The following is a 17,953-nucleotide window of genomic DNA, read 5'->3' on the forward strand; positions in this document are numbered from 1 at the left end:
TTTTTAATCGTTAATTAACCACAAAACCTGGTGGTCAATTTGCTCCGGAATCAGGTGGTCAGTTTGCTCCGGAACGGGTGGTCAATTTACTCCGGAATTAGGTGGTCAAATTGACCGGTTTTTCCAGGTTCTAAAGCGAATCCGATACAATTATATGATTGTAAAGCATCCGATTCTGAGAATATCGGTAAACAAATTATCGAACTCTATAAACACTGGAAACCTCCCGAAGGAGAAAACGAATCCAAACAGATTGGCAAAATATATGATTTTGGGCTCTATATCAAAAGAGAACGAGAAGCGTATCAAAATGACGGTCTGTACCAATACCGATACTCCAATAGCTTCTATGCTCAACGTTTGGAGGAGGGCATTAAATATACTTTCAATGGAGGTGCTCCGAATGTGGACAATCCAAAACTGGCAGCCCGCCATTTTCTAAATGCTATTGACCGGGTGGAACACCTCAGGGAAAAGTACCAAAAGTCCCTGAATGAAATAGAAAATCAGTTGCAGGAATTGCAACAATTAACTACAAAAGCTTTTAGCAAAGAGCATGAGTTGCAACAAATGAAAAGCGACCTCTCCAGTTTAGAAAGGGAAATAGCTTTAAAAATTCAGGAGAACCAATTGAAAGAAGCAAATCCGCAAGAGATTAGTATTAGTGATGAAACTACAGCAACTACTATAGTTCCTGCAATTCAATTACCTCTAAAGAATAGTGAAGAGTCACAACATTTTGCAACAGCAGAAAGTAGTACCGATAAATGGCAGCAACAAACCTTTTCGGAAATGAAACGAAGCAACAAGATGAAATTTTAAAACAATTACCATGTCAAATAGTGTCTATCAAATCAACAAAGGAATTAACCAAAGCATAGAATTTCGCGGGTTAAAGGCGCAATACATCTGGTATCTGGGTGGTGGTGTGATTGCTCTTATGATACTGTTTGCAATTATGTACATAGCAGGTTTACCATCGCTAATCTGTATAGGAATTATTGGTATATCAGGAACATTATGGGTTTTAAAAATATACAAGATGAGTCACCAATACGGAGAATTCGGAATGATGAAAGCACTAGCGAAACGACAAATTCCTAAAGCAGTGAAATCCCAGAGTAGAAAAATATTTATGAACTTTTCTAAAAACACACCAAATGAAAAATGAAATTTCAATAGCTACCGGTTGCAAGTTTCACATTGATAGTAACGCTCAGGCTATAGTGGAAACAGCGAATCCAAGTAATACTATTCCTCTGGAAAGATTACCCACTCATGAGATTGAAGGAACAAGCTTTTATGTAGACATCAATAGTCAGGCATTAATCGAAACAACAGATATCACGAACACTATTCCTTTCAGTGATATGAAAGATCACGGAACCCACTACTCTATGTGTTACCACTCTGAGTATAAAAATTTTCCGTGCCAACTCGATGCAGTTGAAGATATTATCAATATCAACATACCGCCTTTGCTCATTTTAGATTCCGAAGGTATGGCAAAGAAGTATGGAGTTACCATAGAGAATCTAAAAAACAAAACTGACTTAGAGTTTCTAAATCCCAATTATGAAGGTTTCATGGAACGGGTAGCTGGAATCCTTCCTCATATTGATATCGCAGGACAGGATTTTATCATAGATCTCAACTTAAAAGAACTGAGATTAGCGGAGGATGCTTTTGTGAAATTGGAATTCAAAGACTTTGAGATTGGTTCTTTTGATGGAGACTTTGCTTATCATTTTCTATATGATACCAAACTTCAAAAGCTAGTAGGCAATGAATCCTCAAAGGATGTTATCCGAGTAGAATTACTTAATCTTTTATATCTGGATCCTGTTGGACTTGCAAGACGCAATGGTCATGAAGACTCAGCCTATATAAGGGACTATCCAATCGAGAAAAATTTGAAAGCGACTACTTATACAAGCCCGCTAGATGTAAAAAAACATTCCAACAAACAAACTTTTGATCATGATATAACTCCCCGAAAAAGAGGAAAAAGACTCTAGATGATGGTTTGAATTAACAGGTAAATGATAGATGAAGATGGAAAAGATGATAGATGATATTTTACCGATTATGGATGTAGAGCACGATTGCATCCTGTCCAAACAAGGAGATGTAACAGTAGTTTTCAAGGCAGAACTACCTGAGATATTTACTTTGTCAGATCAAGAGTACGAAGCATTCCATCAGGCATGGCTCAAAGCCATAAAACTGCTTCCTAAATTTAGTGTGTTCCACAAACAAGACTGGTTTATAGATAGTAAGTTCCAGCCGGATTTCACAAGTGAAGATTCTAGTTTTCTTACCCGAAGCAGTGAGCGTTTTTTTAATGAACGTCCGTTTCTGGATCATTCGTGTTATATTTTCCTGACCAAAAAACCAGCAGGTAGGAAAACCTCCAGTTCCTTATTTTCCAATTTGCTTCGAACTTCTATAGTTCCAGAAGAAACATTAAAAGCACAACTGCGTCAGGAATTTATTGACAGTACGGGGCAATTCAGACGCATACTGGAAGATAGTGGTTTTGTAAAACTGACTCGTCTTGGTAATGATGAGCTTCGAAGCCATAGCAGAAAAATTGGAATCATTGAACAGTACTGTTTTTTATCTGAAAAGGAAAATCGCTTTGTTTTTAAAGATATTGCTTTCGATGATGGTTTGCAGGTTGGTGACAAGCATTGCCAAATTTATACTTTAGGTGATGCTGCCGACCTGCCTGCTCTATGTGGTTCGAGGATTAATTATGATCGGTATTCCACCGATAAAACCAAATTCAGTATCGGATTTGCGTCAACTTTAGGTCAATTGCTTTCCTGCAACCACATTTACAACCAGTATATTTTTATTGAAGATTTCCAGAAAACTTTGCAAAAACTGGAAAGTAAACGACTGCGGTTGCAATCCTTATCAGCCTATAGTAGAGAGAATCTTATTGCGCGTGATGCCACCAATGCTTTTTTAAATGAGGCTATCGGTCAGCAACGGCTCCCAGTCAAAGCTCATTTTAATGTACTGATTTGGACAGACAATAAAGAAGAACTCAAAGACCTTAAGAATAAAGTTTCTTCGGCACTGGCTCAGATGGATGCAGCTGCTAAACAAGAAACCGTAGGAGCCGCACAAATATTTTGGGCAGGAATTCCCGGGAATTCCGCAGATTTCCCAATGAACGACACCTTCGACACCTTCACAGAACAAGCGGTTTGTTTTTTGAATTTGGAAACCGGTTATCGTTCTTCTCTTAGTCCAATTGGAATTCGATTGGGAGATCGTTTTACAGGAAAACCCGTTCATGTGGATATAAGTGATGAGCCTGTTAAGATGGGTATTTGTACCAATCGGAACAAATTTATACTGGGGCCATCGGGAAGCGGAAAATCCTTTTTCACCAACCATATGGTTAGAAGTTATTATGAGCAAGGGACACATATTGTACTTGTTGATGTTGGACACAGTTACAAAGGATTGTGTGATATGGTGGGTGGCTACTACTTTACTTACGATGAAAAGAACCCGATCCGGTTTAATCCATTTTACATCAGCGAAGGTGATATGCTTGATACCGAGAAAAAAGAAAGTATTAAAACCTTGCTCTTGGCGCTTTGGAAAAAAGACAATGAAACATTTAATAGAAGTGAATATGTTGCACTGTCCAATGCACTTCAATTGTATTATGAAAAGTTAGACAGCAATTCCGATTTATTTCCCTGCTTTGATAGCTTTTATGAATTTCTAAAAAACGAGTTTGTTACCATATTGGAAAGTGACAAGGTAAAGGAAAAGGATTTTGATGTAAACAATTTCCTTTATGTACTGCGTCCTTATTACAAAGGTGGCGAATTTGATTACCTGCTCAATGCTACCGAGAATCTGGATTTGTTAAAAGAACGTTTTATTGTTTTTGAACTTGATAATATCAAAGACCATCCAATACTTTTTCCAGTGGTGACGATCATTATCATGGAAGTCTTTATCAGTAAGATGCGCAAGCTCAAGGGAGTCCGTAAAATGATCCTGATTGAAGAAGCCTGGAAAGCTATTGCCAAGGAAGGAATGTCAGAATATATTCGATATTTATTTAAGACTGTGCGTAAATTTTTTGGTGAAGCCATAGTTGTCACGCAGGAAGTAGAAGATATTATATCCTCCCCGATAGTAAAACAAGCCATCATCAATAACAGTGACTGCAAAATATTATTGGACCAGAGTAAGTATCAAAATAAATTCGAACAAATTCAAGAACTCCTTGGACTTACAGAAAAAGAAAAAGCCTTGGTATTATCTGTAAACAAAGCCAATGATCCTGATAAAAAATATAAGGAAGTATTTATTTCTCTGGGAGGTATGCAGTCTAAAGTGTACCGTACAGAGGTGTCTCTTGAAGAATATTACGTCTACACAACCGAAGAAACCGAAAAAGTAAAAGTACAGGCGTATGCCAAAAAGTTTGATGGCGACATCAGAAAAGGTATTGCGGCATTGGCTATTGACCTCAGGGCACAAACATCATTAAAATGAAAACTAAACAACAATAATATGAAAGCAAAAATTAAAATTACAATCTGCCTGTTGTGCTTTTTACTGATAAGCACTCCGGCAAGACCGGCAACGGTTGCAGCGATACCAATTTTAGAAATCGTAAAAGCAGTTGCCAAAAAGGTAATTAAGGCTATTGACCTTAGGATCCAAAAACTGCAGAACAAAACGATCTGGCTTCAGAATGCGCAGAAAAAAATAGAAAATATCCTGTCCAAACTAAAATTAGATGAGATTTCCGATTGGACCCAGAAACAAAAAGACCTGTACAAAAATTACTATGAGGAACTGGCAAAAGTCAAATCTATCATTACCTATTACCAGCGGATCAAGGACATTAGTGAAAAGCAGGTTCGTTTGGTCGATGAATACGAAAGAGCCTGGAACCTTTTTCAAAAGGATGCTCATTTTAATGCCAGTGAACTCGATTATATGCAAAGTGTCTATTCCGGGATACTCAATGAAAGCCTGAAAAACATCGATCAGATTTTCCTTGTACTGGATTCTTTTACCACACAAATGAGTGATGCCAAAAGGCTGGGGATCATCAACAGCGCTGCGGATCAAATCGATGCCAATTATGATGACCTGACACTCTTCAACAGACAGAATATATTACTTAGCCTTCAAAGAGCTAAAACACAGCATGATGTCAAATCCATCAAACAATTTTACGGAATTCCGTAAACAACCAATAAAATCATGAAAAAGATACTTTTAGTAGTGCTTTTTACTGCACTCACCGCAGGAAATCTTCATGCACAAGCCAAACAGCAAAGGGTGCTTTTACAGCAAATAGCAGCCCTGCAAGTCTATATCGGATATGCACAAAAAGGCTATTCGGCAGTCAAAAAAGGACTCAATACCATAGGGGATTTCAAACGTGGAGAATTTAATCTTCATACCGATTACCTGAATTCCCTCAAGGTCGTCAACCCAAAAATAAAAAAGTATGCAAGGGTACCAGACATTATAGGACTCCAGATAAAAATTATGAAAAGCTACAAGAGCTTACATCAGCAAATCCGGCAGGATGATTTGTTTCATGGAGATGAAGTCGATTATATCAAAAGGGTTTTTGAAAGGTTAATCAAAAATTGTGATGACAATCTGGATGAACTGCTAACTATCATTACGGACGGGCAACTCGAAATGAAAGATGACGAGCGGATGAAACGCATTGATACCATCTATCAGAATATGCTTGATAACTATAGTTTCTCTGAGAGTTTCAGCAATCAAACTAAAATCATGGCTGTATCAAAAGCAGCCGAATTAAAAGAGGCAAAAAACAGCCGTGTCCTAAACGGCATAAACTGATATACCATGAAAAAAATACTCATTATAGGAATTGTATTTATCGGATTGCTATTTCCTTCCAGAGCAGTAGCCCAAAAACAGGAAATCCAGCAATTGATTTTGAACATAGAGAAATTAGCCCAGTTCAAACAGATTCTAAAGGATATGAAAAAGGGCTATGAAATACTAAGTGGAGGTTATAATACGGTAAAAGATTTGTCTGAAGGAAATTTCAGCCTTCATGAAACATTTCTTGATGCGCTCATGCAGGTTAGCCCCACAGTTAAGAATTACAAGCGTATCGGAGATATTGTTAATTATCAGGTGCTTTTGGTAAAAGAATACAAGTCCGCTTTTAGCCGCTTTAGGGATAGTAAAAATTTTAATCCAGAAGAAATTGCCTATTTCGAAAGGGTGTACGATAATCTGTTTAAACAAAGTCTTAGAAATCTTGATGAATTGACCTCGGTGATTACCGCTAATAAAATGCGAATGTCAGATGATGAAAGGCTGGAATCTATTGACAAAATTTATGCAGATATGCAGGACAAACTTTTGTTTTTGAGAAACTTTAACAATAATACTACTGTACTGGCTTTACAACGTGCAAAAGAACATAATGATACCCGCGCAATGCGCAGTATTTACAAGCGAAACAATTAAATCTAAACTGCTATGATAAAGATAAATGAAAAGAAATTATTTGTCATTCTGGGTATTTTATTCCCCTTTCTAAGCCATGCACAAGGAATTGCAGACGGCATGAACAGCCTGCACAGTGTACTGGAACAATTGTATGATGAAATGATGCCTTTATGCAGTAATCTGATTGGGGTTGGACAAGGACTTGCCGGTTTTGCAGCTATGTGGTATATCGCCTCAAGAGTCTGGAGACATATTGCCAGTGCTGAACCCATCGACTTCTATCCACTCTTTCGTCCCTTTGTTATTGGATTTTGTATTATGATTTTTCCCTCTGTCCTCTATATGATTAATGGTGTTATGAAACCTACCGTTACAGCAACTGCTGCAATGGTGGAAGGATCGAACAAAGCGATTGAAAGACTGCTTAAAGAAAAAGAAGAAGCACTCAAAGAAACAGATCCCTGGAAAATGTATGTTGGTTCGACAGGAAGCGGCGATCAGGATAAATGGTACCGCTATACACATGATGATGCAGATCCAAGTGGTCAGGGAATGCTGGATGGTATTGGAAATGATATCAAATTTGCCATGAGCAAGGCCTCTTATAATTTCCGCAATTCAGTAAAGGAGTGGATGAGCGAGGTACTGCGTGTATTATTTGAAGCTGCTTCGCTGTGCATCGATACACTGCGGACTTTTCAATTGGTGGTACTTTCTATTTTAGGTCCAATCGTTTTTGGTATTTCGGTCTTCGATGGTTTTCAACACACCCTTACCGTCTGGCTGGCACGTTACATCAATATCTATCTGTGGCTTCCCGTGGCTAACATATTTGGAAGCATCATCGGAAAAATTCAGGAGAATATGCTAAAGATTGATATTGCGCAAGCAGGAGAATATGGAGAGACTTTCTTTAGCAGGACTGATGTTGCCTATCTGGTATTTATGATTATTGGAATTATAGGTTATTTTACTGTCCCTTCTGTTGCCAATTACATTGTTCATGCCGGTGGTGGCGGTGCACTTGGACAAAAAGTAACCAGTATGTTTAGTAATTCTACAACTTCCGTTGTCAATACTACATCTCAAGGGACAACAATGGTAGCGGATGCTATGGGGAATGCTGCCGGTCGTATGTATCAAAGCATGTCTGATTCCGGAACTTCTACGCCTTACTTCAAGGACAAGGACAATTATATGGCTGACAAATTAAAAGGCAAACCTTAACCCTAAATTCAAAGTTTATGTTTAGCAAAATGAAAAATATTGACACTGCCTTTCGGCATGTTCGCGGTTTTACCCTGCTGGTCATTACGGGATGTATTTTAATTAGCTGCTTTTCACTTTATAAAAGTTTCTCATTGGTATCGCAAATGCAAAACAAGGTTTATATACTGGCTAATGGAAAGGCATTGGAAGCTTACGCTTCAGATCGAAAAGACAATATTCCAATTGAAGCGAGAGATCATGTAAAAACATTCCATAAGCTCTTTTTTACACTTGATCCAGATGATAAAGTAATTAAAAGCAATGTAACCAAAGCACTTTATCTGGCTGATGATAGTGCTAAACGAGTTTACGATGATTTAAAAGAAAATGGCTATTACTCTGGCATCATATCGGGGAATGTCAGTCAGACCATACAGATTGACAGCATAAACATTGACATCAATGCCTACCCTTATGGATTCAGATGTTATGCTACTCAGAATATTATCAGAACTACGAGCATTGCACATCGAAACCTAATAACTGTGGGTAGCCTTCGCAATGTATCACGAAGTGATAACAATCCACATGGCTTTTTAATCGAGAGATGGAATACCATTGAGAATCGGGATTTAAGTACCGAAAACAGAAAATAATAAACTACTGATTATGAGATTTCCTTTTAGAAAAAATGATGCTATTGAAAGTATTAGAAGCAGTCTATGGCAAAAATTTGAGCAGGCTAATCTCCGACTACAGCATAAATGCGCCAATTGGCTGGAGCTTAAAACGGCTCATTTTTCGCGTCTTAACTGGATTGTGATTCTATTCGCTTTTATAGTGTTTACAGGAGGTTGCAGTATTTACCTGATTGTGACTAGCTTTTCAAAAAATACAACTAAAAATATAAATGTAATTCCAATTACCAAACCAACTAATTCGGTTCCATTAGAAGAAAAAGACATCGAGTTAAATGCAATTATTAGTAAAAAGGAATTTGAAAAAATTATTCATTTTCGAAGGTATATGGATAGTCTGGGTCTTAGTCCAACAGGAAAAAAAACGCATGATAGTATTGTATTATGTCGTCCGGGACTTCTGGACAGTCTTGTACTATTAGAAAATTATTATTACTCACATTTTAAAAATTAGAATCATGGAACAAAAAACAAAATCATTAAAGGAGTTAAAACATCGTAAGATGCTCTTGGTATTACCAATATTGGCTCTGCCATTTATAACCGCTATATTTTGGGCAATGGGCGGTGGAAAAATGGAAGCAGCCAACTTGGCGACTCCAGTGCAAAAAGGGTTTAATAGTAAACTGCCCAATGCAAACCTCAAAGAAGGAATTCCGCTCGATAAAATGAATTACTACGATATGGCAGCTCTTGATTCCGCAAAGCTTGATGAACTCATCAAAAAAGACCCCAATTATTTGAGTCAGTCCTTTCAGATTGATTCAACCGAAGATAGCAGTAGTGTAAATTCAAAAAACGGACGAACTGGATTAAATACATCCGTTTATCGCGATCCAAACGAAGTAAAAGTGCATCAAAAATTGGAAGCATTGCAAAAAGCAATTAGCGCACCAGCGGCTGTTCCGCAGCAAAACAGGGATTATGTTAAACATACAAAATCAAATGAGCCTTCCATGCATTCAAATGATGTAGACAGGCTCGAACAGATGATGCAGTCCATGAATGGACAGGATAATCCAGATCCGGAATTGCAAGAGCTTGGTGGAATGCTTGAGAGTATTTTGGATATTCAGCATCCTGACAGGGTACAGGAAAAATTAAGAAAAGATTCCGAGGCCGAGCGTGGACAAGTTTTTTCCATTTCCACCAAAGAGCAAGAAGATCCTGTCTCCTCTTTGCAAAACAAATCTGCAAATGCTACTGAGCCCAGACACAATAGATTTTACTCCATTGACGAACCTGAAAATGTGGATTTAATGCAAAATGCGGTGGAAGCAGTTATCCACGAAACCCAAACGATTGTAAATGGAGCTACCGTTAAGTTCCGACTGATGAATGACATTTTTATCAGCGGAGTTAAGATCCCAAAGGACAATTTCTTGTTTGGGATAGCATCCTTAAAAGGAGAAAGGCTATCGATCAAGATAAATAGCATTAGATACAACAATTCTTTATTCCCAGTGGATTTATCGGTGTACGATATGGATGGGCTTATCGGTATTTATATTCCGGGAGCTATTAACCGTGATGTGGCCAAAGCATCTGCTGACCGATCCATGCAGACTTTAGGCGTTGCAAGTCTTGACGATTCCTGGGGTGCTCAGGCAGCCGGAGCTGGAATCGAAGCAGCTAAAAACTTGCTGAGTAAGAAAGTTAAAATGATAAAAGTAATTGTAAAAGCAGGCTATCAGGTCCTGCTTCGAGATGAGAAACAAAAAGATTCCAATTAAAAAACAAAAAACAAAACAGATGAAAAATTTTAAGCTATTAATGGTGGCGCATTTATTATTAATGACCATCAGTGTATTTGCACAACAAACAAGTAAAAATAACCTTTCTAAAATCGAGTCAGATTCTTTACTTATAGCGTACTCAAAAACGACCAATATTGTATTTCCTTTTGCAATCAAAAGTGTTGATAAAGGAAGTCCCGATATACTGGTGCAAAAAGCAAAAGGACTGGAAAATATTCTTCAGATTAAGGCTGCCCAAAAAGGATTTTTTCAAACAAATCTGACGGTAATAACTGCAGATGGGAAACTTTATTCCTTCGTGCTAAACTATAATGAAGATTCTCCACAATTGAATCTCACCCTGAATAAAACAAAGCCTGATGGGCAGGAAATTTATTTCTCAGATGAAATTGAAAATGACCAGGATATTCAGGAATATTCCAAATTGGCTTTTTACGATAAGAAAAAGCTGCGAGGTGAAAAAGAAAGCCAGTACAATATTGACTTTAGTCTCAACGGAATTTTTATTCGTGATGACGTAATGTACTACAGAATAAAAGTAACGAATAATTCTAAAATCAATTATGATATCGATCAGCTTCGTTTTTTTATTCGTGATACAAAAAAAGTAAAACGAACGGCTTCACAGGAAATTGAAATTACATCATTATACATCCTAAATAACGTAGTTAAAATTGACAGTGAAGCAGAAAATACGTTTGTATTTGCATTGCCAAAGTTTACAATTCCGGAGAAAAAATACTTAGCGATACAACTCATGGAGAAAAATGGCGGCAGGCACGTAGAACTGCATGTAAAGAATACAAAACTGGTACAGGTTACTGTACTTCCTAAACTATAAAACATTTAATCATTTAAAGAATGAAATCATGAACGAGAAAAATTTTGAATACTTAAAAGACCAGATTAAGTACACCGGTTTTGGTGAAGCACTGGAAAGCGAGTTAAAAGAAAAAATGCAGAAAGAAGAACCAAACTTTACTCTGACCTATAACACGGCGTATGGAAATGATACTGCTACAGCGACATTGAATTTCAATAAGTCAAAAGAAAGCGACATGTATTTCTTTAATTCTTATAAAGTGGAATTGCAAAAAGAGAATTCCAAAGAAGCTTTGGAGCAAACCTTTTATATCAATAAAGGCAGCAACATAACCATGAAAGAAGCTTACAATCTTATGGAAGGCAGATCGGTAAACAAAGATCTTACCAACAAGGAGGGAGAAATTTACAACACTTGGCTTCAAATCGATTTTAAACAATCCGAAACTTCCGGAAACTTTAAGCTAAACCATTACCATCAGAATTACGGCTATGATTTAGAAGCAACACTCTCCAAACATCCCATTAAGGAGCTGGAAACCCCAAAATACAAAGAAGATCTAATAAACTCTTTGAAAAAGGGAAACCTGCAATCCGCTACTTTCCAACAAGAAGGAAATGAGATTAAGCAGTATATTGAAGCTAGCCCGCAATTCAAGACAATCAATGTATATGACAGCAATTTGCAGCGAATTGATAATCGTAAGTCCAAAGAAGAAAAGCAATCCGAAACCCAACAGACTTCAGAAAAGCAGGGCAACAAAAAGCAAAACCAAAGTGCTGATGACGATGGACCTGAACTGCCAAAGGAAGCTAAGAGAAAAAGGAAAAGTCAATCTAGTTCCATGTAGTGCAAAATCTAATAAATAAAATTTGAATTATGAACGAACAACTTCCCATGAGCAGAGTAGAGATGGAATTAAACCAGTGGCGCTCCAGGGAAGAGCGTTTTAGTAAACTGTTTAATTTCAGTCTTTCGGGCAATAGGTCGCTGATTAAAGAAAAGCTGCATCATTACGAACGTATTGGAACAAAGTACAAAGGCACAAAAAATATTGAGGAACGTTTTGCTCTGCAGATGCTCAAGCAGGAAAAGAACAAGATACTTAAACAGCTTTATCCTAATTTATTAGTTCGTCTTATTCGTAAACTGGTTGTTGCACCACTTATAGATCAAATTGCAGTTCGTAAAGATGCAAAAGAGGACGAAAAGAACAACCAATTGCTGCACGAACAGGTGCAGCATATTGGTTTTAGAGATTTGTCTGCTAAAATTGCAGATCAAATCAAACAGGGTCATGAGCAGTTTACTATTCCAACTTCTTATTACGTCAACGAAAAAGAGCGACTAAATCATGAGTTATCTTTTTCTAAAGACCAGAGCGGAAAGTATCAATTCCAAGGATATAAAAGCACTTTGCAAAACGAATCAAAACCGGATGAAGACAGAAGTCAATACTTTAAAGTGCAGGAAAGAAATTCTATTGATACAACACAAGCTTATAATTTATTAGCAGGACGTGCAGTTCAAAAGGAAAGAATCTGGATTCAACTGAATCTTAATGATAAGGATGCTGTTGGCAATCATCGCATCAAAGAGTTTCACTCCGGTTATGGTTATGATTTTGAAAAAGTAGTACAGCAGCTTCCTTTAAAGGAATTATCAAATAAAACCGAAACCGATAAATTAAAAGATGATTTAAAACAAGGAAATCGTATTCCTGTAACCTTAATTAAAAACGGAAATGAACATCGTTTTTATATTGAAGCCAATCCTCAGTTTAAATCGTTAAACATTTATGATGAGCACTCAAGAAAAATAACACTCTCAACGGCATTGGGTAATAAACCAATGGAAACTGTAAAACAGCTGCAAAAGACAAATGAGCATCAAGAGCAAAATCATTCCAAAAAAAACGGAATGCGTGTAAGTTGATAATCCAGAAAATATGAAAACACTAAAACCTTTATATGATTTCTTTAAGGCAATAGAAAAAGATCATCGTATCAGTATCACTCATATTGGCATATATGCTGCATTGCTTCAATTCAGAACAGAAAAGGGTTTTATTAATCCTATTAAAGTCTACAGGCATGAAATCATGAAGTTAGCCAAGATAACCGGACCTGTAACATACCATAAATGCATACGTGAACTAAACGAGTATGGCTACATTAGTTATCAACCAAAACGTAATAGAAACCAAAAGAGTACAATTTATTTTCCGATATGAAAAATTGAGTCAATTTTAATTTAATAAGTAAAGCCCGCTTGCGGGCTTTTACTATCAATAGAAGGAGGTATATGATGAGAGAGGAAGAAATTGATAGAATAACTCCACAAAAGGCAATGGAATTATTGAGAAAGGATGGTATAGATGTAGATGCTGAGCAAGCAAAAAGCGTCTTGGATTTTCTCTACGAAATGGCTGAAATAGTGGTTGATACATATTTAGATAAACAAAAAAAACGTAAATTTACACTCACGAAAAAGCGTGAAAATAAGTTTAAACAATCAATATTAAAATCATGAAAATTGCAGATTTATATATCCGTGTGAGTACAGATGAACAGGCAGATAAAGGATATTCGCAAAGAGATCAGGAAGAACGTTTACGCAAATATTGTGAACTGAATTCATTTCAGGTTCGAAAAGTGATTATTGAAGATCATTCTGCAAAGACTTTTAACCGCCCGGCATGGAAAAAGTTCCTGGCAGAACTACGTGTGCGTAGAGGGCATTCCGATGTGGTGCTCTTTACCAAATGGGATAGATTTAGCCGTAACGCAGGTGATGCATATCAGATGATAAGTACTTTACGAAGATTGGGGGTTGAGCCACAGGCAGTAGAACAACCTTTAGATCTAACGATCCCAGAAAATAAAATGATGCTTGCCTTTTACCTTGCGGCACCTGAAGTGGAAAATGATCGTCGGGCATTAAATGTTTTCCATGGAATGCGTAGGGCGAAGAAAGAAGGTCGTGTTATGGGACTCGCACCTTTAGGCTATATAAATAAAATTTCCGAAACTGGAAAAAAACATATTGCAATCAAAGAGGACCAGGCAAGTATCATGAAATGGGTATTTCAAGAAATAGCTAAGGGGAAATTAAATACAGAACAAATTTGGAAACTAGCAAATAAAAAAGGTTTAAATGCTACTAAAAATAGTTTTTGGGTAGCCTTACGTAATCCAATTTACTTTGGAAAAGTCTTCATCCCAAAATACAAAGATGAGGAAAGTCATTTAGCTCAAGGGCAGCATGAGCCATTAATTTCTGAATCCCTTTTTTATGATGTACAGGATGTACTCGAAGGACGAAAAAAAATTAGAAGAACTACTTTAACAGTTGATCCCGCTTTACCACTTCGTGGTTATCTAATATGTCCTCTATGTAGCAAGCTACTCACTGGTAGCGCTTCTAAAGGCCGTTACAAGTATTATCATTACTATCATTGCCGCTTAGGTTGTACGTTCCGTGAGAAAGCCCCTGAGTTAAACCAAAGAATTGCAGACGAAATAAAAAATTACGCAAGACCACTACCCTTTTTAGAATTATATAAAGAAGTAATAATATCCGTATTTAAAAATAAGACAAGACATGAACGCAGTGATGTTAGTCAATTAAAGAACGAATTGGATCAGGCTAATGAAAGATTGACAAAAGCGAGAAATTTACTAATTGCCGGAGATTTAGACGCAGATGATTACCGTATAATAAAATTAGAGTCTGAGGAAAGAATAAACAGGCTCGAAGTAAAATTAACCTCAGGAATTAAAGGTACTGCAAACGTGGAAGCCCTACTGAAAAAGGCTATCAGTAATATTTCTCAACTGGCAACATTATACGAAGAAGGCACAACAGCAAGAAAAAGAAAGATTATAGGTTCGATTTTTCCCGAAAAACTCACTTTTGAAAATAATCAAGTTCGAACCACCAGAATTAACGAAGGATTGAGGCTAATGCTCTTATTTTACAAGGGCTTGGACAGCAAAAAAAAAGGGACAAATCAGAAAAATTCTGATTTGTCCCAAGAGGTGACCACGGAGGGGTTCGAACCCCCAACCCTCAGAGCCGAAATCTGATATTCTATCCAGTTGAACTACGTGGTCGAAAATATTAAATTTTCAAATTCCAAATCTCAAATTCCAAATCCCAGTTTTAGAATTGGAATTTGGAATTTAAATATTGGAATTTATATTGTTTTTATACCAATAATTTTTTTACAATTGCCGAAATGGTTTTCCCTTCAGCTGTTCCGCCCAATTGTGCAGTAGCCAATCCCATTACTTTACCCATTGAAGCGATTCCAGAAGCTCCGGTTTCAGCAATGATTTTTGCTATTACTGCCTCTACTTCTTCTTCACTTAACTGAGCTGGTAAAAACTTCTCGATTACCGCTACCTGAGCCAATTCCGGTTCTGCTAAATCAGGACGGTTTTGCTCGGTAAAAATTCTGGCGCTTTCTTTACGGGTTTTCACCAATCTTTGAAGCAATTTAATTTCATCGTCTTCCGTTAATTCTTCTTTAGAACCTGAAGCCGTTGCAGCCAATAACATTTCAGACTTAATCGCTCTTAATGCTTCTAATGCTACTGTATCTTTTGCTCTCATGGCCGTTTTAATCTCGTCCATGATTAGTGTTTGTAAACTCATTTTTTACTTTTATTTAAATAAGCCAGGCTTATCGATTGCTAAATTACATTTAAAACTATAATGTTGTCTTCGCCCTAACGCATCATCAAGATTCACTTTAAAAACCTGTTTACGAAGTCAAATTTTAAATTCTGTGCGAAGATAAAAAAAATAACCCGAAAATTAAATCCAATTTTCGGGTTATCCTAATTATTATGATTCTAAAATTAATCTACGTTGTCGTGTAAAAACGAATTGTTGGAGCGCAATTGTAAATCGTTGTTACTATCTGTTCCAACCGAAATTCTTGAATTGGTGTTATTTGATTGTGAATTAGACAAATCGATACCTAATCTTTTGTAAGCAGGTTCTTTTTCCAGTTCATCAATTCTAGACACATTATTATGGAATTTATAATTAAATTCTTTTAATTTTTTTCTTCTTTCTTCCGCTCTCAAACGTAAAGTCTCTTCGATTGTCAATTCCATCGGAGAAACATTAGCCGTTGTTGAATAATCGGCATCTGTAGCAAAATCAGGTCTTGGTTTCATGGTGATATTCAATTCCTCAGGAATTACTTCTTCTACCACTTTTTCAACCGGTTTTGAGGTCATTAAATCGTTTTCAACCTCCATGTACTCTTCTAAAGAATACTTGATGATTCCTTTATCAGAAAGTTCCGTTACCGGTACAAAAGAAACCGGATCATTCACTTTGATGTTACGGGTTTCGTTTGTTAATTCGAATAAAATTTTAGTTTCTTCAACAACTGGTTCTTTCTTTACTTCAGGCTCTGATCTGAAAATTGGCAAATCAAATGAGAAGGTCGTTTGTTCTTCTCTTTCGAATGTTCTTTGCTGCTGCACTTGCTGAACAGGTTTAACATCCTGAAAAACTTCTGCCTGAGGAGCCGTAATGGTAAAATCAATATCGGTTATTGGCGAAACGATTTCAAAAGTAACGTCAAGGTTTTTGATAAACTCAGACATTACCACTAACTCTTCCTGATTGATTGTTGGAGTAACTGCAACCGGAGCAACTTCAAATGGAGTAACTGCAACTGGCACAACCGGAGTAGGTGTTACGGGAGCAACCGTATCTTCATCATCCATCAAATCAAAAACAATTTTCTCTTCTGATTTGCTGGTTGGTGTATCGATTGTTAAATCAAAAGCAGTAACCAATTTATTGGTTAGATTATGAACGCTTCTTTGCTCATCTTCTAAGGTATGAATGATTTTCTTAGGCTCTGTATTAACGATTTCATTTTGTTGTTCAACATCAAAACCTGTCGCAATAATAGTTACAGCAATAGCATCACCAAGAGTTTCGTCTTCACCAACCCCCATGATAATATTGGCATTGTAACCTGCTTCTACCTGAATGTGATCGTTGATTTCACCAATTTCATCCAGCGTAATCTCATTTGATCCAGAAACGATAAGCAACAATACGTTTTTGGCTCCTGTAATTTTATTGTCGTTTAACAATGGAGAATCCAAGGCTGAAATAATAGCTTCCTTGGCTCTGTTTTCTCCCTCGGCAACAGAAGATCCCATGATCGCTGTTCCACTATTCGAAAGAACAGTTTTAGCGTCACGTAAATCGATATTTTGAGTATAGTGGTGCGTAATTACTTCGGCAATACCTCTTGACGCAGTTGCTAAAACTTCATCCGCTTTAGAGAATCCGGCTTTAAAACCAAGATTTCCGTATACTTCTCTTAATTTATTATTGTTGATCACGATTAATGAATCGACCTGCTTGCGCAATTTTTCGATTCCTAAAAGTGCCTGCTCCTGACGTACTTTCCCTTCAAACTGAAACGGAATGGTAACAATACCCACTGTCAGAATCTCTCTTTCTTTTGCCAACTGCGCAATTACCGGAGCTGCACCGGTACCTGTTCCACCACCCATACCAGCGGTAATAAATACCATCTTAGTACCACGGTCTAACATTTTTTCGATATCAGCGATGCTCTCAATAGCAGATTGCTGTCCTACATCAGGATTTGCTCCTGCTCCAAGACCTTCTGTTAAATTTACTCCTAACTGAATTTTGTTAGGGACCGAACTGTTCTGTAGTGCCTGTGAATCGGTATTACAAACGATAAAATCTACGCCTTTAATACCTTGTTTAAACATGTGGTTGATAGCGTTACTACCACCTCCACCTACACCTATTACTTTGATTACATTTGATTGGTTTTTTGGTAAATCAAATGAAATACTTCCAAATTCTGAGTTGCTCATCATCTTTTTGGTTTTTGAAATTCTTATTTAATACATTTTTTACTTCTTGATCTGGGGCAAAAAGTAATCCTTTTCTCT

General features: G+C 37.0%; 18 protein-coding genes and 1 tRNA gene. 16 read left to right on the top strand and 3 right to left on the bottom strand.

Going from position 1 to position 17,953, the window contains the following annotated elements; all coding sequences use genetic code 11:
- Window positions 1–360: 360 nt before the first annotated feature.
- The 16 genes from ACN1CN_RS14560 to ACN1CN_RS14635 all read left to right on the top strand — a co-directional run bounded on the left by ACN1CN_RS14560 (window position 361) and on the right by ACN1CN_RS14635 (window position 15,070).
- Window positions 361–822, top strand: a complete 462-nt coding sequence (locus ACN1CN_RS14560; RefSeq protein ID WP_419136170.1) for a hypothetical protein — start codon at window positions 361–363, stop codon at window positions 820–822.
- Window positions 823–832: 10 nt separating this feature from the next.
- The gene (locus ACN1CN_RS14565; RefSeq protein ID WP_419136171.1) at window positions 833–1,171 is read left to right on the top strand and encodes a DUF4133 domain-containing protein; all 339 of its coding nucleotides are present in this window, start codon (window positions 833–835) and stop codon (window positions 1,169–1,171) included.
- A 55-nt stretch (window positions 1,172–1,226) separates the two neighbouring features.
- Entirely contained in the window at window positions 1,227–2,018 is a 792-nt protein-coding gene (locus ACN1CN_RS14570; protein WP_419136172.1) for a hypothetical protein, read from the top strand.
- Between the two features lie 37 nt (window positions 2,019–2,055).
- Entirely contained in the window at window positions 2,056–4,533 is a 2,478-nt protein-coding gene (locus ACN1CN_RS14575; protein WP_419136173.1) for a TraG family conjugative transposon ATPase, read from the top strand.
- An 18-nt stretch (window positions 4,534–4,551) separates the two neighbouring features.
- Window positions 4,552–5,238 (top strand): conjugal transfer protein TraI, encoded by a 687-nt coding sequence (locus ACN1CN_RS14580; RefSeq protein ID WP_419136174.1) that lies wholly within the window; start codon window positions 4,552–4,554, stop codon window positions 5,236–5,238.
- A gap of 15 nt (window positions 5,239–5,253) precedes the next feature.
- Entirely contained in the window at window positions 5,254–5,871 is a 618-nt protein-coding gene (locus tag ACN1CN_RS14585; protein WP_419136175.1) for a hypothetical protein, read from the top strand.
- Window positions 5,872–5,877: 6 nt separating this feature from the next.
- A complete protein-coding gene (locus ACN1CN_RS14590) occupies window positions 5,878–6,513 on the top strand; it encodes a TerB family tellurite resistance protein (protein WP_419136176.1) in 636 nt (211 codons plus the stop codon).
- A 12-nt stretch (window positions 6,514–6,525) separates the two neighbouring features.
- Complete coding sequence (traJ, locus tag ACN1CN_RS14595; protein ID WP_419136177.1) at window positions 6,526–7,722, top strand: conjugative transposon protein TraJ; 1,197 nt, start codon at window positions 6,526–6,528, stop codon at window positions 7,720–7,722.
- A gap of 29 nt (window positions 7,723–7,751) precedes the next feature.
- Window positions 7,752–8,360 (top strand): conjugative transposon protein TraK, encoded by a 609-nt coding sequence (gene traK / locus ACN1CN_RS14600; RefSeq protein WP_419136178.1) that lies wholly within the window; start codon window positions 7,752–7,754, stop codon window positions 8,358–8,360.
- A gap of 13 nt (window positions 8,361–8,373) precedes the next feature.
- Window positions 8,374–8,856: a hypothetical protein gene (locus ACN1CN_RS14605; protein ID WP_419136179.1), complete on the top strand. Its 483-nt coding sequence runs from the start codon at window positions 8,374–8,376 to the stop codon at window positions 8,854–8,856.
- Between the two features lie 4 nt (window positions 8,857–8,860).
- Window positions 8,861–10,135: a conjugative transposon protein TraM gene (traM, locus tag ACN1CN_RS14610; RefSeq protein ID WP_419136180.1), complete on the top strand. Its 1,275-nt coding sequence runs from the start codon at window positions 8,861–8,863 to the stop codon at window positions 10,133–10,135.
- A gap of 19 nt (window positions 10,136–10,154) precedes the next feature.
- Window positions 10,155–11,000, top strand: coding sequence for a conjugative transposon protein TraN (gene traN / locus ACN1CN_RS14615; RefSeq protein WP_419136181.1), 846 nt, complete (start codon window positions 10,155–10,157; stop codon window positions 10,998–11,000).
- Between the two features lie 28 nt (window positions 11,001–11,028).
- Entirely contained in the window at window positions 11,029–11,832 is an 804-nt protein-coding gene (locus tag ACN1CN_RS14620) for a hypothetical protein (RefSeq protein WP_419136182.1), read from the top strand.
- A 29-nt stretch (window positions 11,833–11,861) separates the two neighbouring features.
- Entirely contained in the window at window positions 11,862–12,917 is a 1,056-nt protein-coding gene (locus tag ACN1CN_RS14625) for a hypothetical protein (RefSeq protein WP_419136183.1), read from the top strand.
- A gap of 369 nt (window positions 12,918–13,286) precedes the next feature.
- Window positions 13,287–13,514, top strand: coding sequence for a hypothetical protein (locus ACN1CN_RS14630; protein WP_419136184.1), 228 nt, complete (start codon window positions 13,287–13,289; stop codon window positions 13,512–13,514).
- Complete coding sequence (locus ACN1CN_RS14635; protein WP_419136272.1) at window positions 13,511–15,070, top strand: recombinase family protein; 1,560 nt, start codon at window positions 13,511–13,513, stop codon at window positions 15,068–15,070. The genes ACN1CN_RS14630 and ACN1CN_RS14635 overlap by 4 nt, the downstream gene beginning before the upstream one ends.
- Here ACN1CN_RS14635 and ACN1CN_RS14640 read toward each other — a convergent pair.
- The 3 genes from ACN1CN_RS14640 to ftsZ all read right to left on the bottom strand — a co-directional run bounded on the left by ACN1CN_RS14640 (window position 15,024) and on the right by ftsZ (window position 17,878).
- A tRNA-Arg gene (locus ACN1CN_RS14640) sits at window positions 15,024–15,097 on the bottom strand. The two genes, ACN1CN_RS14635 and ACN1CN_RS14640, sit on opposite strands and share 47 nt — an antisense overlap.
- Window positions 15,098–15,191: 94 nt before the next feature.
- Window positions 15,192–15,641, bottom strand: coding sequence for a GatB/YqeY domain-containing protein (locus tag ACN1CN_RS14645; RefSeq protein WP_263362790.1), 450 nt, complete (start codon window positions 15,639–15,641; stop codon window positions 15,192–15,194).
- A 206-nt stretch (window positions 15,642–15,847) separates the two neighbouring features.
- On the bottom strand, window positions 15,848–17,878 hold the full coding sequence (gene ftsZ, locus ACN1CN_RS14650; protein WP_419136185.1) for a cell division protein FtsZ: 2,031 nt from the start codon (window positions 17,876–17,878) through the stop codon (window positions 15,848–15,850).
- Between the last annotated feature and the right edge of the window lie 75 nt (window positions 17,879–17,953).

It is taken from the genome of Flavobacterium sp. T12S277 (genome assembly GCF_048514875.1).
Classification (GTDB): Bacteria; Bacteroidota; Bacteroidia; order Flavobacteriales; family Flavobacteriaceae; genus Flavobacterium.

What these genes read in the sequence shown, in the direction of transcription:
- ACN1CN_RS14630 (WP_419136184.1), top strand. Translation starts at nt 13,287, where the DNA reads ATGATGAGAGAGGAAGAAATTGATAGAATAACTCCACAAAAGGCAATG.
- ACN1CN_RS14645 (WP_263362790.1), bottom strand. Translation starts at nt 15,641, where the DNA reads ATGAGTTTACAAACACTAATCATGGACGAGATTAAAACGGCCATGAGA.
- ACN1CN_RS14590 (WP_419136176.1), top strand. Translation starts at nt 5,878, where the DNA reads ATGAAAAAAATACTCATTATAGGAATTGTATTTATCGGATTGCTATTT.
- ACN1CN_RS14605 (WP_419136179.1), top strand. Translation starts at nt 8,374, where the DNA reads ATGAGATTTCCTTTTAGAAAAAATGATGCTATTGAAAGTATTAGAAGC.
- traM (WP_419136180.1), top strand. Translation starts at nt 8,861, where the DNA reads ATGGAACAAAAAACAAAATCATTAAAGGAGTTAAAACATCGTAAGATG.
- ACN1CN_RS14580 (WP_419136174.1), top strand. Translation starts at nt 4,552, where the DNA reads ATGAAAGCAAAAATTAAAATTACAATCTGCCTGTTGTGCTTTTTACTG.
- ACN1CN_RS14625 (WP_419136183.1), top strand. Translation starts at nt 11,862, where the DNA reads ATGAACGAACAACTTCCCATGAGCAGAGTAGAGATGGAATTAAACCAG.
- ACN1CN_RS14635 (WP_419136272.1), top strand. Translation starts at nt 13,511, where the DNA reads ATGAAAATTGCAGATTTATATATCCGTGTGAGTACAGATGAACAGGCA.
- traK (WP_419136178.1), top strand. Translation starts at nt 7,752, where the DNA reads ATGAAAAATATTGACACTGCCTTTCGGCATGTTCGCGGTTTTACCCTG.
- ACN1CN_RS14620 (WP_419136182.1), top strand. Translation starts at nt 11,029, where the DNA reads ATGAACGAGAAAAATTTTGAATACTTAAAAGACCAGATTAAGTACACC.
- ACN1CN_RS14575 (WP_419136173.1), top strand. Translation starts at nt 2,056, where the DNA reads ATGGAAAAGATGATAGATGATATTTTACCGATTATGGATGTAGAGCAC.
- ACN1CN_RS14585 (WP_419136175.1), top strand. Translation starts at nt 5,254, where the DNA reads ATGAAAAAGATACTTTTAGTAGTGCTTTTTACTGCACTCACCGCAGGA.
- traJ (WP_419136177.1), top strand. Translation starts at nt 6,526, where the DNA reads ATGATAAAGATAAATGAAAAGAAATTATTTGTCATTCTGGGTATTTTA.
- ACN1CN_RS14565 (WP_419136171.1), top strand. Translation starts at nt 833, where the DNA reads ATGTCAAATAGTGTCTATCAAATCAACAAAGGAATTAACCAAAGCATA.
- ftsZ (WP_419136185.1), bottom strand. Translation starts at nt 17,878, where the DNA reads ATGATGAGCAACTCAGAATTTGGAAGTATTTCATTTGATTTACCAAAA.
- traN (WP_419136181.1), top strand. Translation starts at nt 10,155, where the DNA reads ATGAAAAATTTTAAGCTATTAATGGTGGCGCATTTATTATTAATGACC.